This window comes from Chitiniphilus shinanonensis DSM 23277 (assembly GCF_000374805.1).
Lineage (GTDB): Bacteria > Pseudomonadota > Gammaproteobacteria > Burkholderiales > Chitinibacteraceae > Chitiniphilus > Chitiniphilus shinanonensis.
Genome location: NZ_KB895355.1, coordinates 1 through 16116, shown reverse-complemented (window position 1 = coordinate 16116; position 16116 = coordinate 1). Strand labels below are relative to the sequence as shown.

Annotated in this window: 16 protein-coding genes; 6 read left to right on the top strand and 10 right to left on the bottom strand. The window is 59.8% G+C overall.

Annotated elements, in window-relative coordinates; translation table 11 throughout:
* Positions 1 to 50: 50 nt before the first annotated feature.
* The 5 genes from C556_RS0116625 to C556_RS20865 all read left to right on the top strand — a co-directional run bounded on the left by C556_RS0116625 (position 51) and on the right by C556_RS20865 (position 3710).
* Entirely contained in the window at positions 51 to 524 is a 474-nt protein-coding gene (locus C556_RS0116625; RefSeq protein ID WP_018749380.1) for a DUF3617 domain-containing protein, read from the top strand.
* Positions 525 to 643: 119 nt separating this feature from the next.
* The gene (locus C556_RS20870) at positions 644 to 964 is read left to right on the top strand and encodes a DUF2502 domain-containing protein (protein WP_018749379.1); all 321 of its coding nucleotides are present in this window, start codon (positions 644 to 646) and stop codon (positions 962 to 964) included.
* 136 nt (positions 965 to 1100) lie between these two features.
* Complete coding sequence (locus C556_RS0116615; RefSeq protein ID WP_018749378.1) at positions 1101 to 1469, top strand: BspC domain-containing protein; 369 nt, start codon at positions 1101 to 1103, stop codon at positions 1467 to 1469.
* A 333-nt stretch (positions 1470 to 1802) separates the two neighbouring features.
* Positions 1803 to 2747: a carbohydrate-binding protein gene (locus C556_RS0116610; RefSeq protein WP_018749377.1), complete on the top strand. Its 945-nt coding sequence runs from the start codon at positions 1803 to 1805 to the stop codon at positions 2745 to 2747.
* Positions 2748 to 3050: 303 nt separating this feature from the next.
* Positions 3051 to 3710: an effector binding domain-containing protein gene (locus C556_RS20865; protein WP_083930654.1), complete on the top strand. Its 660-nt coding sequence runs from the start codon at positions 3051 to 3053 to the stop codon at positions 3708 to 3710.
* Between the two features lie 81 nt (positions 3711 to 3791).
* On the opposite strand, the gene C556_RS0116600 is transcribed toward C556_RS20865, so the two are convergent.
* On the bottom strand, positions 3792 to 4322 hold the full coding sequence (locus C556_RS0116600) for a gamma carbonic anhydrase family protein (RefSeq protein WP_018749375.1): 531 nt from the start codon (positions 4320 to 4322) through the stop codon (positions 3792 to 3794).
* 189 nt (positions 4323 to 4511) lie between these two features.
* Between C556_RS0116600 and C556_RS0116595 the strand changes: the two genes are divergently transcribed.
* The gene (locus C556_RS0116595; RefSeq protein ID WP_018749374.1) at positions 4512 to 6542 is read left to right on the top strand and encodes a M3 family metallopeptidase; all 2031 of its coding nucleotides are present in this window, start codon (positions 4512 to 4514) and stop codon (positions 6540 to 6542) included.
* Positions 6543 to 6687: 145 nt separating this feature from the next.
* Here the strand turns inward: C556_RS0116595 and C556_RS0116590 are convergent, their stop codons facing one another.
* The 9 genes from C556_RS0116590 to C556_RS20855 form a co-directional block, all read right to left on the bottom strand.
* Entirely contained in the window at positions 6688 to 7257 is a 570-nt protein-coding gene (locus C556_RS0116590; RefSeq protein WP_157236238.1) for a hypothetical protein, read from the bottom strand.
* A gap of 1 nt (position 7258) precedes the next feature.
* Positions 7259 to 8191, bottom strand: a complete 933-nt coding sequence (locus C556_RS23235) for a hypothetical protein (protein WP_169338637.1) — start codon at positions 8189 to 8191, stop codon at positions 7259 to 7261.
* The gene (locus tag C556_RS23230; protein ID WP_157236236.1) at positions 8178 to 8816 is read right to left on the bottom strand and encodes a hypothetical protein; all 639 of its coding nucleotides are present in this window, start codon (positions 8814 to 8816) and stop codon (positions 8178 to 8180) included. Before C556_RS23230 ends, C556_RS23235 begins: the two co-directional genes overlap by 14 nt.
* Positions 8817 to 8905: 89 nt before the next feature.
* Positions 8906 to 9307 (bottom strand): hypothetical protein, encoded by a 402-nt coding sequence (locus C556_RS23225; RefSeq protein WP_169338636.1) that lies wholly within the window; start codon positions 9305 to 9307, stop codon positions 8906 to 8908.
* 174 nt (positions 9308 to 9481) lie between these two features.
* The gene (locus C556_RS23220) at positions 9482 to 10051 is read right to left on the bottom strand and encodes a hypothetical protein (RefSeq protein WP_157236234.1); all 570 of its coding nucleotides are present in this window, start codon (positions 10049 to 10051) and stop codon (positions 9482 to 9484) included.
* The gene (locus C556_RS23215; RefSeq protein WP_157236233.1) at positions 10020 to 10646 is read right to left on the bottom strand and encodes a hypothetical protein; all 627 of its coding nucleotides are present in this window, start codon (positions 10644 to 10646) and stop codon (positions 10020 to 10022) included. The genes C556_RS23220 and C556_RS23215 overlap by 32 nt, the downstream gene beginning before the upstream one ends.
* A 72-nt stretch (positions 10647 to 10718) precedes the next feature.
* Complete coding sequence (locus C556_RS23210) at positions 10719 to 11303, bottom strand: hypothetical protein (RefSeq protein WP_157236232.1); 585 nt, start codon at positions 11301 to 11303, stop codon at positions 10719 to 10721.
* Entirely contained in the window at positions 11300 to 13582 is a 2283-nt protein-coding gene (locus C556_RS20860) for a M23 family metallopeptidase (RefSeq protein ID WP_018749370.1), read from the bottom strand. Before C556_RS20860 ends, C556_RS23210 begins: the two co-directional genes overlap by 4 nt.
* Before the next feature lie 17 nt (positions 13583 to 13599).
* A partial coding sequence (locus tag C556_RS20855; protein WP_018749369.1) for a type VI secretion system Vgr family protein occupies positions 13600 to 16116 on the bottom strand: 2517 nt, incomplete at its 5' end.

Genomic DNA, 16116 nt, shown 5'->3' with positions numbered 1-16116 from the left:
CCAGGGTCGGGCGTGGATATAGAGGACTCCTCATGTCAACGGAGTTGCTCATGTTCCGCCGCTTCTGCCTGCTGGCCCTGCTCCCTTTTGCCGCCCACGCCCTCGACCTGCCGCCGCTGCTGCCCGCGAACGGCAAATGGGAAGTCACCACCGAATTGACTCCCGAGCAGCAGGCCGCCTTTCAGAAGGCGGGCCCGCAGGCGCTGGCGCAGATCAAGAAGAGCGGCGCCAATCTCGACCTCAAGGCCGGCACGTTGACCGGCTCGATGTGCGTGGACGAAGCCAGCTTCAAGGCGTGGCAGGAAAGCCAGGGCCTGGGCAAGCAATGCGGCGACCCGCGCTATACCGTCAGCGGCAACACGCTGACCACCGACATCCAGTGCGGCGAACCCGACGCGTCCACGCTGCACAGCGTGATCGTCTTCAACCCCGCGCGCGACGCCTATACCTTCGAGAACCAGTTCGACTCGGCGTCGGTGAAGCGCCACGTACGCGGCAAAGGCCACCGGGTGGGGGACTGCTGAGCGTTGTGATGTGGCTCACGAAATCGCGCGCCTGTCGGCCGGTGGGCCGTTAATTGGTCCACCGACATACCGGGCTGAACGTTGGTAGGCTGGTCCAATACCCCATCGAGGAGCCCATCATGAAAAAGTACCTGCTCATCGCCGCCCTGGCGGCCTTACCGCTGCTGGGCCAGGCCGCCGACGTGGACGTCAGCATCGGCGCCCCTGGCATCTCCATCCACATCGGCGATCGCGATCATCGCGGCTATTACTGGGACGGCTACGACTGGCGCGAACCGCGCTGGTGGGACGATCACCAGGGACGCCATGTCGGCGAGCGCCATCCCAAGGGCTATTACTGGGACGGCCATCGCTGGCGCGACCAGAAATGGTGGCACGACCATCACGGCCCCAAGCCCAAGCATTGCCCGCCCGGACAAGCCAAAAAGGGTCGTTGCTGACAGATCAGCCCCGTGGATCACGGCAAGTTTCCTTGTCGATCAACCACCTGCGGCTTTTGCCGTGATCCCGACTTGCCACACAACCTTTCATCGCCAATGCTAAGGAAGGTTCAAGACAAGAAAGGGGCTCAACCTCATGCGCACGTTCCAGTTCGTCCTCATCGCCGCTCTAGCCATCCCGTTTGCCGCCCAGGCCGCCGACGACGCCTCGTCCCCCGGCGCCACACCTTCCGCCACCGTCACCCAGTGCTACGAACGCCTGCAAAAGCGCGTTCCCAAGCGCACCGCATACACCGCCATCCACGCCACCGACGAGCAACTGGCCGCCGGCATGATCGAGCGCTGGGAGCAAGCCTTCACCCCGCGCCTTTCCACGGTGGTGTCGACTCGCGTGCTGATCGACGCCACCGGCACGCGCGGCGGCAAGAGCCTTCCCGTCATCCTCAAATGCGGGCTGAACGGCGACAAGATCGTCACCTGGGAAATCGAGCAGAAACGCAATTGATCGATGGGGCTGGCCTAGGGTGAATCGACATTCAAACTGGGTGCGAAGGGCGAATGCCGGGAGGCAGGGCAAGGCGTGCCAAGTACCGCGGGGTAAACCCGCAAGCGAGGCGCAACACAGCCATCCGCCCGACCTTCGCACCCACGCGTGAAGATCGATTCGCCCTGGCGCCGGCCCGCTCCACACGGTGGGTTTCGCGCGACCGGCGGCAGGCAAATCCATCGCAATATATTGATTTATTGATATTTATTGACTTCCTTCAGTGCCATGCCGATGCTTAGCGCGGGCAGCGCCATGCTGTCCGCATAATCATTCGACTGGAGGAGTGTCCCTATGCAAGCCCCGTCCCTGGCACGCGGCCTGGCAATACTGGCCGGCACGCTGTGCGCCGCGCCCGCCCTGGCCTGCCTGCCCCCGCTCATCATCCCGCTCGCGCCCGCTCCCAATGGGCCGGAAGGTCAATTGCCGCTGGTGCTGCCCAACATCGCGCAGCAGCCGGTGGGCGTCATCCCCCCCAATCCCTGCCCGGTACCCGGCCGTTACGGCAACGACGCACCGCTGCCCTCGCTGTCCGACGCCGATTACCAGCGCCTGTTCGGCGGCGGCACGCCGCTGCCGGCGGCCTGGGATGTTGCGCGCGTCTACAACGCCGGCGATACCGCCAGCGTCGATGGCGTGGGCTGGCGCGCCAAATGGTGGACCCAGGGCGAGCGTCCGGGCAGCGGCGGCGCGTGGGAGCCGCTGGACAACGGCACCGCGGGTGCCTGGTCCAACAGCATCGCGTACAGCGGCGGTGCCCAGGTGGTCTACAACGGCCTGGTCTACCGCGCCCGCTGGTGGACGCAGGGCGAAGTGCCGGGCAGCCAGCAGTGGGGCGCGTGGGAACTGCTGCCGGACGTGCCGCCGCCCTCCGGCCTGCCGCAGACCTTCCTCGCCAATGTGTACCGGATACTCGACGCCACCCAGGCCACGCAGCGTTACGACTTCTTCATCAACACCCCGATCGGCCCGCGCACGCCCGCCCCGGCGCGCTGGGAAATCCACGTCAACGGCGAAGTGGCCGCCAGCGATACGCTGTTCCACCAGGTGGTGACCGATTGCCCCGAGCCCAAGCCCGGCAACCCGGTGTGCGAGGCACGCTATGCCTGGACCGCCAGCGCCACGCTGCCGGCAACGCGCATCGACCCGACCAGCCGCGTCAGCGTCTGGCTGTGCAACGCAGCCAACGTCTGCCGTCCGACATCGCAACTGTGGGCCCGCTTCGGCACCTGGTTCTGAGGTCGTTTCACGCAATATAAAAAGCGGGGCTTCGGCTCCGCTTTTTATATTGGCCGGCCCCGCGCCGATCATCGCGGCGCCCCGTCACCGCGCGGCCATGCCGGGCCGCCGCCCCAACGCCGGGCAAGCATCCGCCGGCAATGGACGCCCAGTGGATGACCCAAAGCTTTGCCCCGGATATCAGGATATGGACTCGCCGCATTGCGCACGGCTCGCCGGTCGCTGGCCCACGATCGCGTCTTGGCCCGACGTTTTGAATCCAGCCCATTGTTTCTTGAGAAAAGACAAAGGCATGCGAAGTGCATGTCGGAGAACATATCCGGCGATTCAGATCGCCATTCCTTTGCCGGGCGCGGGACAGGCAAACCGTGCCAATCCTCCGCCACCCGAAACGACCAACCCGAGGAAGCCCACGCCATGACAGATGATTTGAAGCATGACCGGCAATCGTGTTCCAAGCTGCGCAATGTGCGCATTCTCTATCTGCCGCCCGCCACCGTCGCCGCCGCCCATTTCATCGGTCCCGACCCGGAACACGTCACGCTCGACCAGATCGCCGCGTTCGCCCGCGCCCATGACCTGGCCCGAATCAAGCCCGACCTGCGGCTGTACGGCTTCAACCATCCCAACCCGGTGGACGATACCGGCGCGCATGGCTATGAGTTCTGGCTCACCATTCCCGATGACCTCGCCGTCCCTGCCCCGCTTACCAAGAAGCGATTCGAAGGCGGCCTGTATGCGGCCCACGCCATCCAGATGGACGATTTCCACGAATGGGAATGGCTGAGCGCGTGGGTGGAGCAAAACGGCGAATACGTCTATCGCGGCAATGGTTCCCCGGAGAACATGTTCGATTCGCTGGAAGAGCATTTGAATGTCTTCACTCATCTACAGACGCCGGGAGCCCTGCGGCCGGCGCAGCTCGACCTGCTCGTTCCCGTCCGCCACCGCAGCCAGTCCTGAATCGCGCCTGGTTTCCGGCACGACAAAAAAAGCGGGGCCGAAGCTCCGCTTTTTTTTGACCTGCGCCATCGCGCCGCCCGATCACGACTGGCGATGCTTTTCCATCAAGCGCACATAGTGCGCGGCGGAATACGCGAAATGCACCAGTTCGTCGTCGGTGAGCGGGCGGACCTCCTTCACCGGCCGGCCCAGGTACAGATGACCCGAGCGCAGCACCTTGCCCGGCGGCACCAGCGAGCCGGCGCCGATCATCACCCGATCCTCGATCACGACGTTATCCAGCACGATGGTGCCCATGCCGACCAGCACCTCGTTGCCGATGGTGCAGCCGTGCAGCATCACGCCATGGCCGATGGTGACGCGCTCGCCGATGATCAACGGCGCGCCTTCGGGATCGTCGGGGCGCTTGTGGGTCACATGCAGCACGCTGCAATCCTGCACGTTGGAATCGCGGCCGATGCGGATATGGTTGACGTCGCCGCGCACCACCGCGCCGGGCCACACCGACACGTTCTCGCCCAGTTGCACCTCGCCGATCACCCAGGCCCCGTCGTGCACCCAGGCGCCGGCCGCCAGTTGCGGCGCGATGCCGTCGAATTGCTGTAGCGCCATGCGCGTCGTTCCGTTGCGAAAAAGCCGATTGTAACGCCGCCGGCCCGCGCCGGCCCTTGAAGTTGTCGCCCCTGGCGCACATCTGAACCGATACTGTCCCGTGGCAGTCCGTCGCCGGACGCCCGACCCGATACGCGCGCGCGGCCCACCGCGGCCGCCGCCATCCCCGACCCTCACGGAGCCGCCTCAATGTCCAACCCCCTGCTCGAAACGAACGGCCTGCCCCGCTACGACGCCATCCGCCCCGAACACGTCAACCCCGCCCTCGACCAATTGCTGGCCCAGGCCGACGCGGCGGTGAAGGCGGCCGAGGCCGCGCCGCCGACCTGGGACGCCTTCGTCACCCCGCTGGAGGACACCATGGAGCGCCTGGGCCGCGCCTGGGGCGTGGTCGGCCACCTGGAGTCGGTGGTCAACACGCCCGAGCTGCGCGAGGTGTACAACGCCAACATCCCGAGGCTGTCCAACTTCTTCACCGACCTGGGGCAGAACGAAGCGCTGTACGCCGGCTGGAAGCAACTGGCCGCCAGCGCCGAATTCGCCGGCTACGACCGCGCACGCAAGACCATCGTCGAGGACGCGCTGCGCGACTTCAAGTTGTCCGGCGCCGAATTGCCGCCGGCCGAGAAACAGCGCTTCAAGGAGATCGAGGAGCGCCTGTCCGAACTGACCACCCGCTTCGCGCAGAACGTACTCGACGCCACCGACGCCTGGGCGCTCTACGTCGAGGATGAAGCCGAGCTGGCCGGCCTGCCGGACGACTGGCGCGCCGCCGCCCGCCAGGCCGCGCAGGCCGACGACAAGGCCGGCTGGAAAGTCACGCTGAAGATGCCCAGCTACCTGCCGGTGATGCAGTTCGCCGAGCACCGCCCGCTGCGCGAGACGCTGTACCGCGCCTATGTCACCCGCGCATCCGAGTTCGGCGATGCCGGGCTGGACAACACCCCGCTGATCGGCGAGATCCACAGCCTGCGCCAGGAAGCCGCGCGCCTGCTGGGCTTCGGCAGCTTCAGCGAGGAATCGCTCGCCACCAAGATGGCCGACAGCCCCGGCCAGGTGCTGGGCTTCCTGCGCGATCTGTCCGACCGCGCCAAGCCCCACATGCTGGCCGACCGTGCCGAGATGGAACGCTACGCGCAGGACAAGCTGGGCTACGACCGCTTGCAGGCGTGGGACACCGCCTTCGTCTCCGAGCGCATCCGCGAGGAGAAATACGCGTTCTCCGAACAGGAAGTGAAGCAGTACTTCACCGAGCCGACCGTGATTGCCGGCCTGTTCCAGCTGGTCGAAACGCTGTACGGCCTGCGCTTCGTGCCCGCCGAAGCCCCGCTGTGGCACCCGGACGTGCGCTTCTATCGCCTGGAGAACGCCGACGGCAGCGAAGTCGGCGGCCTGTACATGGACATGTACGCCCGCGAAGGCAAGCAGGGCGGCGCCTGGATGAACGACGTGCGCGGCCGTCGCCGCCTGGCCGACGGCAGCCTCCAAACCCCCGTGGCGCTGATCGTCTGCAACTTCGCCAGTGGCGTGGACGGCAAGCCCGCGCTGCTGCCGCACGACGACGTGATCACCCTGTTCCACGAGACCGGCCACGCCCTGCACCACCTGCTCACCGAAGTGGACGAACTGTCGGTGTCGGGGATCTCCGGCGTGGAATGGGACGCCGTGGAACTGCCCAGCCAGTTCATGGAGAACTTCTGCTGGGAATGGCAGGTGCTGCCCGCGCTGACCCGCCACGTGGACACCGGCGCCTCACTGCCGCGCGCGCTGTTCGACAAGATGCTGGCCGCCAAGAACTTCCAGTCCGGCTCGGGCTTCCAGCGCCAGTTGTATTTCTCGATCTTCGACATGACGCTGCACGGCCAGGTGGAGGCCGTGGCGGTACAGCCGCTGGCCGAGGAGATCCAGCGCGAACTGGCCATCCCGCTGCCGCCCGACTACAACCGCTTCCCGCAGAGCTTCAGCCACATCTTCGCCGGCGGCTACGCCGCCGGTTACTACAGCTACAAGTGGGCCGAAGTGCTGTCGGCGGATGCGTACGCCGCATTCGAGGAAGCCGCCAAGGACAGCGGCAACGTGGTCGACCCGCAGGTCGGCGCGCGCTTCCGCAGCGAAATCCTCGCCGTCGGCGGCAGCCGCCCCGCCGCCGAATCCTTCGCCGCCTTCCGCGGCCGCGCCCCGAACATCGATGCGCTGCTGCGGCACAACGGGCTGGCTTGAGGCGCGGCCGGATCGGCTGGTTGGCGTGGGGGTAATCGCGCAATCCGGTGAATGAAAAACGGAGCAACCCTTTGGGTTGCTCCGTTTTATTTGGGCGGCTGGGGTCGCCAGGGTTATTGCAGGGCTACTCCAAGAGCCGGAAAATTCAATCCACTGCGGCGCCAATACCCTTCACGATTTCATCCCTACTGATCTTGGATAGCGGCAATTTAGGACGAATACGCGGCACAATTCGCTCCACCGCCGTCATGGCCTGACCAACAGAGCTGGCTTCAATGCTCACGGAGGCCCGCTCTCCAAAAACCATGGCCCGAAAGCAATACCCAGCCGCCGCATGATGAATTCCGTCTTGCTCAACGCCGCAATCGACAACCGACTTCAAAATCAGTTTATCCGCCAAATCGACAAGCTGGACATCATAAGTGCCAAAAGCGCCACCCACCTTCCAGCGCGCATCTTCAAAATAGAAACCAAACTCCTTCGCAGCAAGAGTCCCACCCTTTTCCTGCGCACAAATTCGCATGGTCGGCACCTTATTGGCTTCTTCTTTTCTTGCCAGAACAATACAACCTTGACCGGTTGAATCTTTTTCCAAGACCCATCCCGCAGGATCGTCCAAATCAATTACTGCCACACCGGAAATCTCTATTTCCTTGGAGTGCGAAACCGTGGAGAAAAACAGAAAAAGCAACAGGGCAACATATACACAGGGCATATCATCTCACCAAGGACTTCAAATCAACCAACACAAAACCATAGTTGACCTTGCCATCCTTTTCAAAATTCCCTTTAATGGCCAGCAACTTCCCATCCTTGCTGATGGCCACCTCCGGCTCGGCACGGGATGAGTCGATATCCACCTCGAAAAGCGCTCGGCCATCTTCGAGCGATTTGATAATTGCCTTTTTCTGAATGAACCGCACCCCGATTCCTGCCTTCTGATCGACAAAGGCCAAGTTGCCACAGGCATCGCAGGCGTCTATATCGGAGCTGACCTCCCAGTTCACCGTGTCCAGCCTGGCCGATGTGGAACCATGGCCATTGACCCACAAATGCTCTCCGTTCTCGGAAAAATCCAGCCGGAATATCCTTTGTACGCCAGCATCGATATTTTGCTTTTTTATACGCCAATCCCGCCCCATCAGACCAAGATGTTCCGATCCAATGGCGTTTGCAGCAGCAAACGAGCCGACCCAATATTTGTTGGTCGGGCTAATGGCAATTGGAGGGGCAAAATACAAACCACGCCTCGAAGAAAGCACACGCCCGGTTACCGCATCAAGTTGATAAGATGTTCCTTTCCCCCCATCAACCGGAGCTGCCGAACCCAACAACAGTGAACCATCCGGGCTGACTGCCGCCCATCGTAAATCAGCTGGATACAAACAGGTTTTTCCAAACTCTCTTTTTTTCAATTCAAAAACACGACACCCACCTACATACAGCAGATTGGTATCGGCCAAAAAACCGAGGCCGGTTTCGGAAGGGTCGTTGATATGAAAATACTCACTCTTCACATGTGAAGAAAGCTCAGAACCGGCTTGTGCAGCAAAACCAAAAAAACCGCCAACGAGTACGACCAAACACCGGTGAATTAAGGCCATCACCATGCTGTCATGCCAAAAATTCGTAGGGTCATGGTTTTTCAAACAATTGCTCACATGTGCTATTGGATCCGCTTATGGTCACCTTGATCTTTTTCTTGATATCCCAAACCCCGGGATAAGCGTCGCTAGAGCAATCAATTTTTCCGCTGGGGGAAACGTAACGGCCGCTGAGCGATATACGCGGGCGGTCTGACTCTGGATCAAAGCCGAACCCGTACCGTTGAAGTTCCTGCAAATCCGCAGATTCGACATAGGCGCCCGGGAGGGAAACAATATTCTTGGAATGGCCGATTCTCGCCACCGTGGCCAAATAAGACAGCGGATTTGTCGATATGAAATCCAGCGTCAAATAAATACCTTTTCGTATATTTATATCAACCAAGAACCCTACGCCTTCCGGGATTTCTTTCACGACAACAGGAACTTGCTCTTTGCACTGGACAAGCCCGCGGACTGGCACGTATTCCCGCTCCGACAAGATAACCGCTTCTCCATCGAAGCTGACCCACGCCTTTTCGGATTCATGCGGCAAAATACATTCCCTGCTATTTGTGCCTTCGTTTACAAGCAGAGTCCTTTTTGAGTCCGATAGCTTTATCTCTATCGCAGCTTCAGAAAAAGAAGGAAGCAACACACCGCAGAGAAGAAGAGCGAGATGGATTTTCAAGTCAAACCTCTTTAGCCCATCGCCAAGCTGCGGCGAATGTCCGGGTTTTCGAGCCCAAACTCCAGGAGACAAGCCACGCCCCTGCGCAACTACAACCCTTGAAATGAATTTTCACAATTGATTACTTTTATCTCTTCCTTTTTACCATTGTATTTGACGGATCTACATTTATATGGGCGATAGATATTTTTCTTTCTATCCAAATTAAATATCACCTCAAAGGAAGAGTGCCCTGCTGGGGCGGTACTGCTTGTTTTTATTTTTTCGGGCAAAGAGCCATCCTTTTTCAGGTTCAACTCGAACGAGCTGGAAAACGGCGCAAAAAGAACAACACAAACCTGACCTGAAGAATTATCCAATAAATAATGCGTTTGGTTTATCGATGGCGTGTCGTCAACCGCAATCATATATCTTCCTTCAATAGTCCCAGGCGCAGGAAATATTTTTATATTTTCATCCTGCGAACAATCCGATCCATAGGTTGTCTCCATGAAACTATCGACCGTGGGATAACATACTCCCAACTCTTCATTCGCCCAAATTGACGAGGCTGCCAGGCCAAACGAAGACGCCATGATTAGTATGGCGAAAAGTGCCATATGGCTAAGGCAATTGGCGAACATAATGAAAAATCTCTTGAGATTCGAGGACGCACGCAGAAGCAATTAATCCAAAATTTGATCGCATTCAATGGGATTTTTAATTTTTCCTTTTGAAGACAACGCCATCGAATAACAATGAATTATCGAGAAATATCTCCCGCCACCACCCATTTCAAATATCATTAACTTCCCTGGAAAATTGAGCGCCTGTGGAATAATCGCCCTCAAAACCCTTTTCCCACATTTATTTTCAAACCCAACCTCTGCCGCAAAGAGGATATAAGCTTCAAAGCAGAGATTTTTTCCCGAGCGTGACAACAAGTACCAAGTATAGTTGGTGGAAGCAGTTCGATCTACGATCCAAACCCACCCTTCTTTTTCCCGAACAGAGATATTCTCATCATCCAGTGCGCGCTCACCTATGACATATTCGAAAAAGTCATTGGTGCTTTTGTAGCATCGGCCCAGGTTTTTCTGGGAAAACGGGCTCACCCCATTTTCAGCAAACGCAAACGAAGCTAAAAACAGAAACAGGAAAAATGCAGCGCCTTTCAAACGCGCAATCAATTTTTGTCCCATAGCATTGTTCAGGTCGTCACGATTATTTTTCAGCAACGCCTGAGCAAGCTCCATCTTGGGTTTGAACTTCTATTTCCAATAGATTTGTCAGTCTCTGCAAAAAATCAAGATTTATTTCTTTTAGCAACTTCGCAAAGGCACTTTTTTTCTCTAATGGGTAGCATTGTGAAACGACGTAGAACCCTCCTCCTTCGCTCGCAGAAATGGCGGTAGCACAATCAATGGTATAGCCATTTGCACCTCCTTGCGCTCCATAGTAGATGTTCTCTACTCCAACCTTCCACCGTCCTTCGCGAGTGATCTTGTTTTCAGGTTTACGCGCGACAACATATTCATTCATGAGTGGAGACGAAATTTCATTGCCATTGAATAAAAAGCCTCTCCCTGTCTTTGCAAACCCAATCAAATCATGTGGCGTTTCTTCTTTTTTCGAAAAACCAAAAACCCACACAACCTCATCAAAATCATCGGCTCTTGAGCTTTCAGCACTTTCCACAAAAGTAACAAGAGTTACGTCTTGTTTCTTCGCGCACTCTTTCAGCAGAAAATCCTTTCCAATCACATGAAGGTATTCCTGCCCATTAACAGCAGCCGAAAAAGCCAACATCATCACATAAAAAATATAAGAACAGCCATTGCATGGAGTCATTGATCACTCCCCAGACAGCAGAGAACGCCGCCCGCCCTTCATTGTTACGAATCGGCATCAAGGACACGCTCCCTAATTGGCATCCGTGGGCTCAAGGCTCTCCCAGAATTTTTTGATGTCTGCCACCTTACCCCCTTCCGCGCCTGACACATGATTTTTGATTACAATATTGCTATATAGAAACCTGCCATTTTTCAACATAGCAATCGCAACGTGACAGGTCGATGTCGCCCTATATACAGCCCCACCCGCTTCATCGCAATCGACTTCCGCGGCATAGCTCTTTATTCCTTTATCGGTAAATGGTGCAACTTCATATGTTGACATGCCAGTTGCCAAGGTATAGCTGGCTGCGCCTTCATCAACAGCCTGGCCACCCGAATTCGCATCGTCTTGCTTTTCGAAAACACCGAAATCCCGCATAAACGCTTTACTGTGAGTGGAACAGAAAAATCCAATATTCTTTTTCCCCACCCGCTTCCTGACCTCCAAACATTCAGTATCCGGATAAGATAAAGATATTTTTTTTTCCTTGCTCAAATAAAATGCGGAAGGAGGATTAATCGAAAACCGAACCCCTTTCAAAGAAAGCGCCTCCTTTGCAAGACAGAATGATTGAGCAATTAGAAAAGCAAGAAAAACTAAAAACTTATTCATGCTGCATCCATTGTTATTACTGCGACCGCCAGCGTTTCATTTAAACGCTCGGCCAATTGATTTGGATCGCCAGTTCGTCGATTCACGCCGTTGATTGCACGGGCGACCTCGCGAACACTAGCACGATTGATGGTCATGCTGACAATGACCGAGTTCATCGAATTGTATGCATTGCTAGCCGCGCCAGCCTCCCAGTACCAGCCCCCAGCATCAATCGCATTGAATGGGCTAATCGAAAGCTGCTGAGGATTTGGTATTTGAGGAGCTCGGTTTAAACGTGTCGGGTTGTACCACGGAGTGGTATATGAATCATAAGCAAGCCAGCCTCGATAAACCCAATATTTCGCGTAGTTTTCCCTACCCGTCAATTGCTTCATTCCGCGACCACGAAATTTCGGCCCATCACCCGCCTCTACGTTCCCAAGTACATTTTCAAGATAATAAAGATAGTCGTTCGGATTTGTGGGCACATAAAAACCGTTGGTCTCTGGCCGAAAGCTGGCGTGCGCTGGATTGCGTGAAAAGGCTGCCGATCCCTCAATCATCAACGAAAGGAATTGGGACTCCACTGCACCCTGGCCAAGAAAATGAGTAAGCCTAACCGGTGTATTAATGGAATATTTCCTAGTAGTACGGTTGATGTGAAGCCGATGGGTATCTCGAATAGTTTCAGGAGTCCTTCCCAACCCTTCTGTACGCAACGCTGCGATTGGGTACTTGCTATTGGGATAGATTCGCACGAGCTCTTCGCGGCTTAGCCATCCACACTTCTTAAAGGCTTCAATAAACCCCCTCGGATGAAACCGCCAGGTCGCGGCAAATGCCTGTGGTGCCTCGAAGCTCAGCGCCTGGGCGTGAGCGATGAAGTCGTCGTAGTTCTCCCCCACCAGTGGTGTGGGGTTTTCCTCGGTGGCTTGTTGCAGCCAGGACCAGCGGGCCTGCAGGTCCGCCGCGTTCCACTCGGAAGGCATGGCGCAGATGGCGTGGCGCAGTTTGCTTCTGACGTTTACATCCTGCATGCGGGTGCGGCGCTCGTCAGGGGTGACATGGTGGTCGCCGTCCACGTCGAGCAGGGTCTTGAGTGCATCGGAGTCGCAGCGGCTGTCGCCGGCGCTGAGGTCGTCATCGAACAGTTGCCAGCCCCGCCAGTGCGGGAAATCGGCGTCGCTGAACAGGCGTACTTGCTGGCCTTCCGCCCGATTGTTCAGGTTGACCCAGCCGCTTTGAGTGCCGGTGCCGTCGGCGGTGGGGATGATGATCTCGCGCCAGTGCGGCACATCGGCGGGCGTCAGGGTTTCGTTGGCGGTGTTGATCACGCGGCCGAAACGCAGCAATTCGTAGACGGCGCTCGGCGCGGGGCGGCCGGTGGCGGGATACGCTTCGCTGATCGCCTTGGCGCGGTTGTAGAGGTTGTATTCGCCGTTGGCTTCGCGGCGTTGTCCGCAGGCGCTGCCATCCTCGCGATAGGTGGTCAGCGTCAGGTCGCCGCGGTTGGCGGCGGGACCGTCGCCCATGGCATAGCGCAGGCCGATGTAGCAGTCGATGGTCGTGGCCGTGGCGGCCGCCAGTGCTTGAGCGGGAGGGCGTTGTGCGCCGGCCCGGGGCGCCGGGCCCTGGCTCTGCGCCGCCGCGCTGTTGTCGAGCAGGCGGTGGCCTTCGGGCAGGGTATAGACCGGCGTACCGCTGGGCAGCCGGGCATAGATTTCCCCGAACACCACATCGCTGCGGCCATCCCGGTCGGTCGCCACCTGGCCCTGGTTGCGGCCGATCAGGTGTTGCAGGTTCTCCCCATCGCAGGCGATCTCGAAGTGGATACGGCCGGGTTGACCGTCGATATACCCGGCGTGTCCCAGTTCGGCCTTGCGATAGATCGGCTGGCCGGGGCGCACGGTGGCGGGGATGTCGATCAGGTGCTGGTAGATGGAATAGAAGCGCACCGCCACCGGGGTGTTGTCGGCGGCCGCGCCGATCTCGGTGTTGTGTTCGATCACCACCACGCCGTTGTCGGTCCAGCCGGCGTAACTCTGCGCGTGATCGGGATTGCTGCTCTGGTTCGGCGCGGCGGCACGGACACAGCGCACCACGCCATCCGCGATCGCCCGTACCGGCAATGGCTGCCGGTCCACGGTGGGCGCTTCGAGGTGGACGCCGCCGTGCCAGCACAGATTCTGGCCGACCGGATACATGCCGTCGGCGGCTTCACGCATGGCGCGGTCGAGCCAGGCGCTTTCGGTTTCGTTGTCCTGCCGCGTCGGCAGGAAAGGGGGGCTGATCAGCATGGGGCGGGCCGGAACGATTAGCGGGAGAGCGAATAACGCTGTCTGAGTTTGAGTTCGCTTTGCGGGAACTGCGGCAGGCGGTAGTTCAGGCTGGCCGGCCCGCTGAAGTCGAAGTTCGTGCCCTTGAAGGTCACCGAGCCGGGCGCATGGATTTCGATGTCGCCGCCCTTGAGCCGGATATACGCGCCGCCGCAGGTGGCCAGCAGTTCCTGCCCAGCCGCCAGGGTGAACTTCTGCTTGTTGGCGTAGAGGCGCACGTTCTTGTCGCCGACGATCTCCACATCCCCTGCCTGCGCATGCAGGTTGGCATGCCCCTTGGCCACGATCAGCTTGAGGTTGATCTGATCCGCCACGCCCTGCACGAACAGGCTGATCTTGCTGCCCACGTTGTGCAGCCAGCGGCGGGCCGTGGTCTGTTGCGTATCGCGCTGGCTGACGCTGTCCAGGTTATGTCCGGCGTGCAGGATGAGTTCGTTGGGCGTGGTCAGGCCGATGCCGGCAGGGGCCGTGGCGAGCAGGATCGCTTGCTGGCCGGATTGGCCCTGCGCCGTCTTGCCGTCGGGATCGGTGTTGCTGCCCGCCTGCCACGCCTTGAGCGCCTGGTTCAGGTGATCGAGGTGGCCTTGCTGCGACCTGGCCTGTTTCTGCCCTTCGAGGTCGAGGGTATCGGGGCCGATTTCGGTGGGGTCGGCCAGTTGCTGCTGCGCGGTGTCGCCCAGCGTCTGCGCCAGTTGCTGCGCGGATTCCAGTTGGGCCTGGGCCTGTTCCCGGTCCAGTTGCTGGCCGCTGGCGCCGGGCTTGGCTTCGGTGCTGAGCAACAAGCCCTGCGCGGCGCGCAGCGCGCCTTGGCGGTCGGTTCTGAGTTCGAAGCCTTCGCCGCGTGGTTCGGCCTTGCCGTCGCTGCGCGGGTGGGTCAGATAGCCCTGGTTCAGTTGGGTCTTGCCGTGTTCGGACGAGAGCTTGGTGCGCACTTCGCCCTGGGTATCGTCGAACAGCAGTTCGCCGTACTGACTGCCCTGGTATTCCTTGCTCTGGATGCCGGACAGGGTTTTATTCGCCGGCAGCGATCCCGCGCCGGAGAACGCCGGGGTCGGGTGGCTGCCGTTGTACAACACGCCCTTGACCAGCGGCCGGTCGATGTCGCCTTCGATGAAGTCCACCAGCACTTCCTGGCCGATGCGCGGGATGAACTGGTGGCCCCAGGCTGCGCCAGCGCTGGGATAGGCGACGCGCAGCCAGCACGAGGAGCGGTCATCCAGGTTGGCGCCGAATTCGGGATGCTCCTGCGGCCGTTGCCAGTGGAACTGCACCTTGATCCGGCCGTACTGGTCGGTGTGGATTTCCTCACCCTCGGGCCCCACCACGGTGGCGGTCTGCACGCCGAGGGCGGTGGGTTTGGCGTGGGTGCTCTCGGCGTAGTCGGGCGTGAGCGGGATGCCGCGCCGTTGCGCTGCAAGCTGGACCGTGAACGGCTGCGGGACGTCTTGCCCCTGCTTCAGGAACTTGAGCAGGTCGCCCGGCAGGTTGTTGTGGGCGGTGAAGCTCAGTTGGCTGGCGACGAACTCGCGCTGTTCCGGGGCGTCGCTGTCATGCAGCGGGTGGTCGGCTAGTTGGAACCATTCGCCGACCTGCACCCCGCGCACCGTGCCCTGGCCGTGGAAAGCCTTTTTTTGCAGGTCGAACGCCTGTTGCCGCAATTGGGCGTAGCGGCCCAATTGTTCGCCGTCGGCGGCGTAGTACAGCGACTGTGGATCGTAGTGCTCCAGGCTGCTTTCGGCCTGGCTGCCACCCGCGCCTTGGTCGATGGCGCTGTCTTCCCCGGCCTGCTGGGTCAGCACCGGTCGATAGTCGAAGCTGGCCAGCGATGCCTGGCCGGGGCCGAGCTGGCGGCTGCTGGTCCAGTCGGTGAGGCTGTCTTCGGCTTCGGTGGCGTCGGCGCGATGGAAGCGGATGCGGCCGTGGCGCGCCTGCGGCAACGAGTAAGGGTCGTCGAACGCCACCAGGGTGACGCGCGGCGTATCGCCGGCCTGATGTTCGAAGCGGTAGGCCAGGCCCTCTTCCGCCAGCAGGCGCGAGACGAAGGCCAGATCGCTCTCGCGGTACTGCAAACAGTAGGAACGGGGGGAATAGGTCTCGGCCAGATCGAAACGCACCGCGAAGGTGGCGCCGAACACCGGGTTGGTGGCGAGGTGTTCGTCCAGCAGCTGCTGCACGATCTCGACCACGCTCAAGTCCTGGAATACCCGGCTGGATCGCCGATGCGCCAGCAGCGCCAGCGGCGGTTCGACCGTCAGCGCGTAGCGGGCAAAGCCGCCATCGGACGGCAGTGCCCGGGCGGCGGTGACCACACCGCAGCGCACCACTTCGTCGCCGTCGGCTGTCAGGATGCCGAGCTGCGCCGGCAGGCCGAGCAGCGATTTGAGCGGCACGCCGACGTCGGGCGACAGGCATTCCACCACGTAGCGATACGGCCGGGACAGCGCTTCCTCGCCGGCGACCGATTGCGGCAGCAGTTGCTCGCCGTAGGCGGCGCC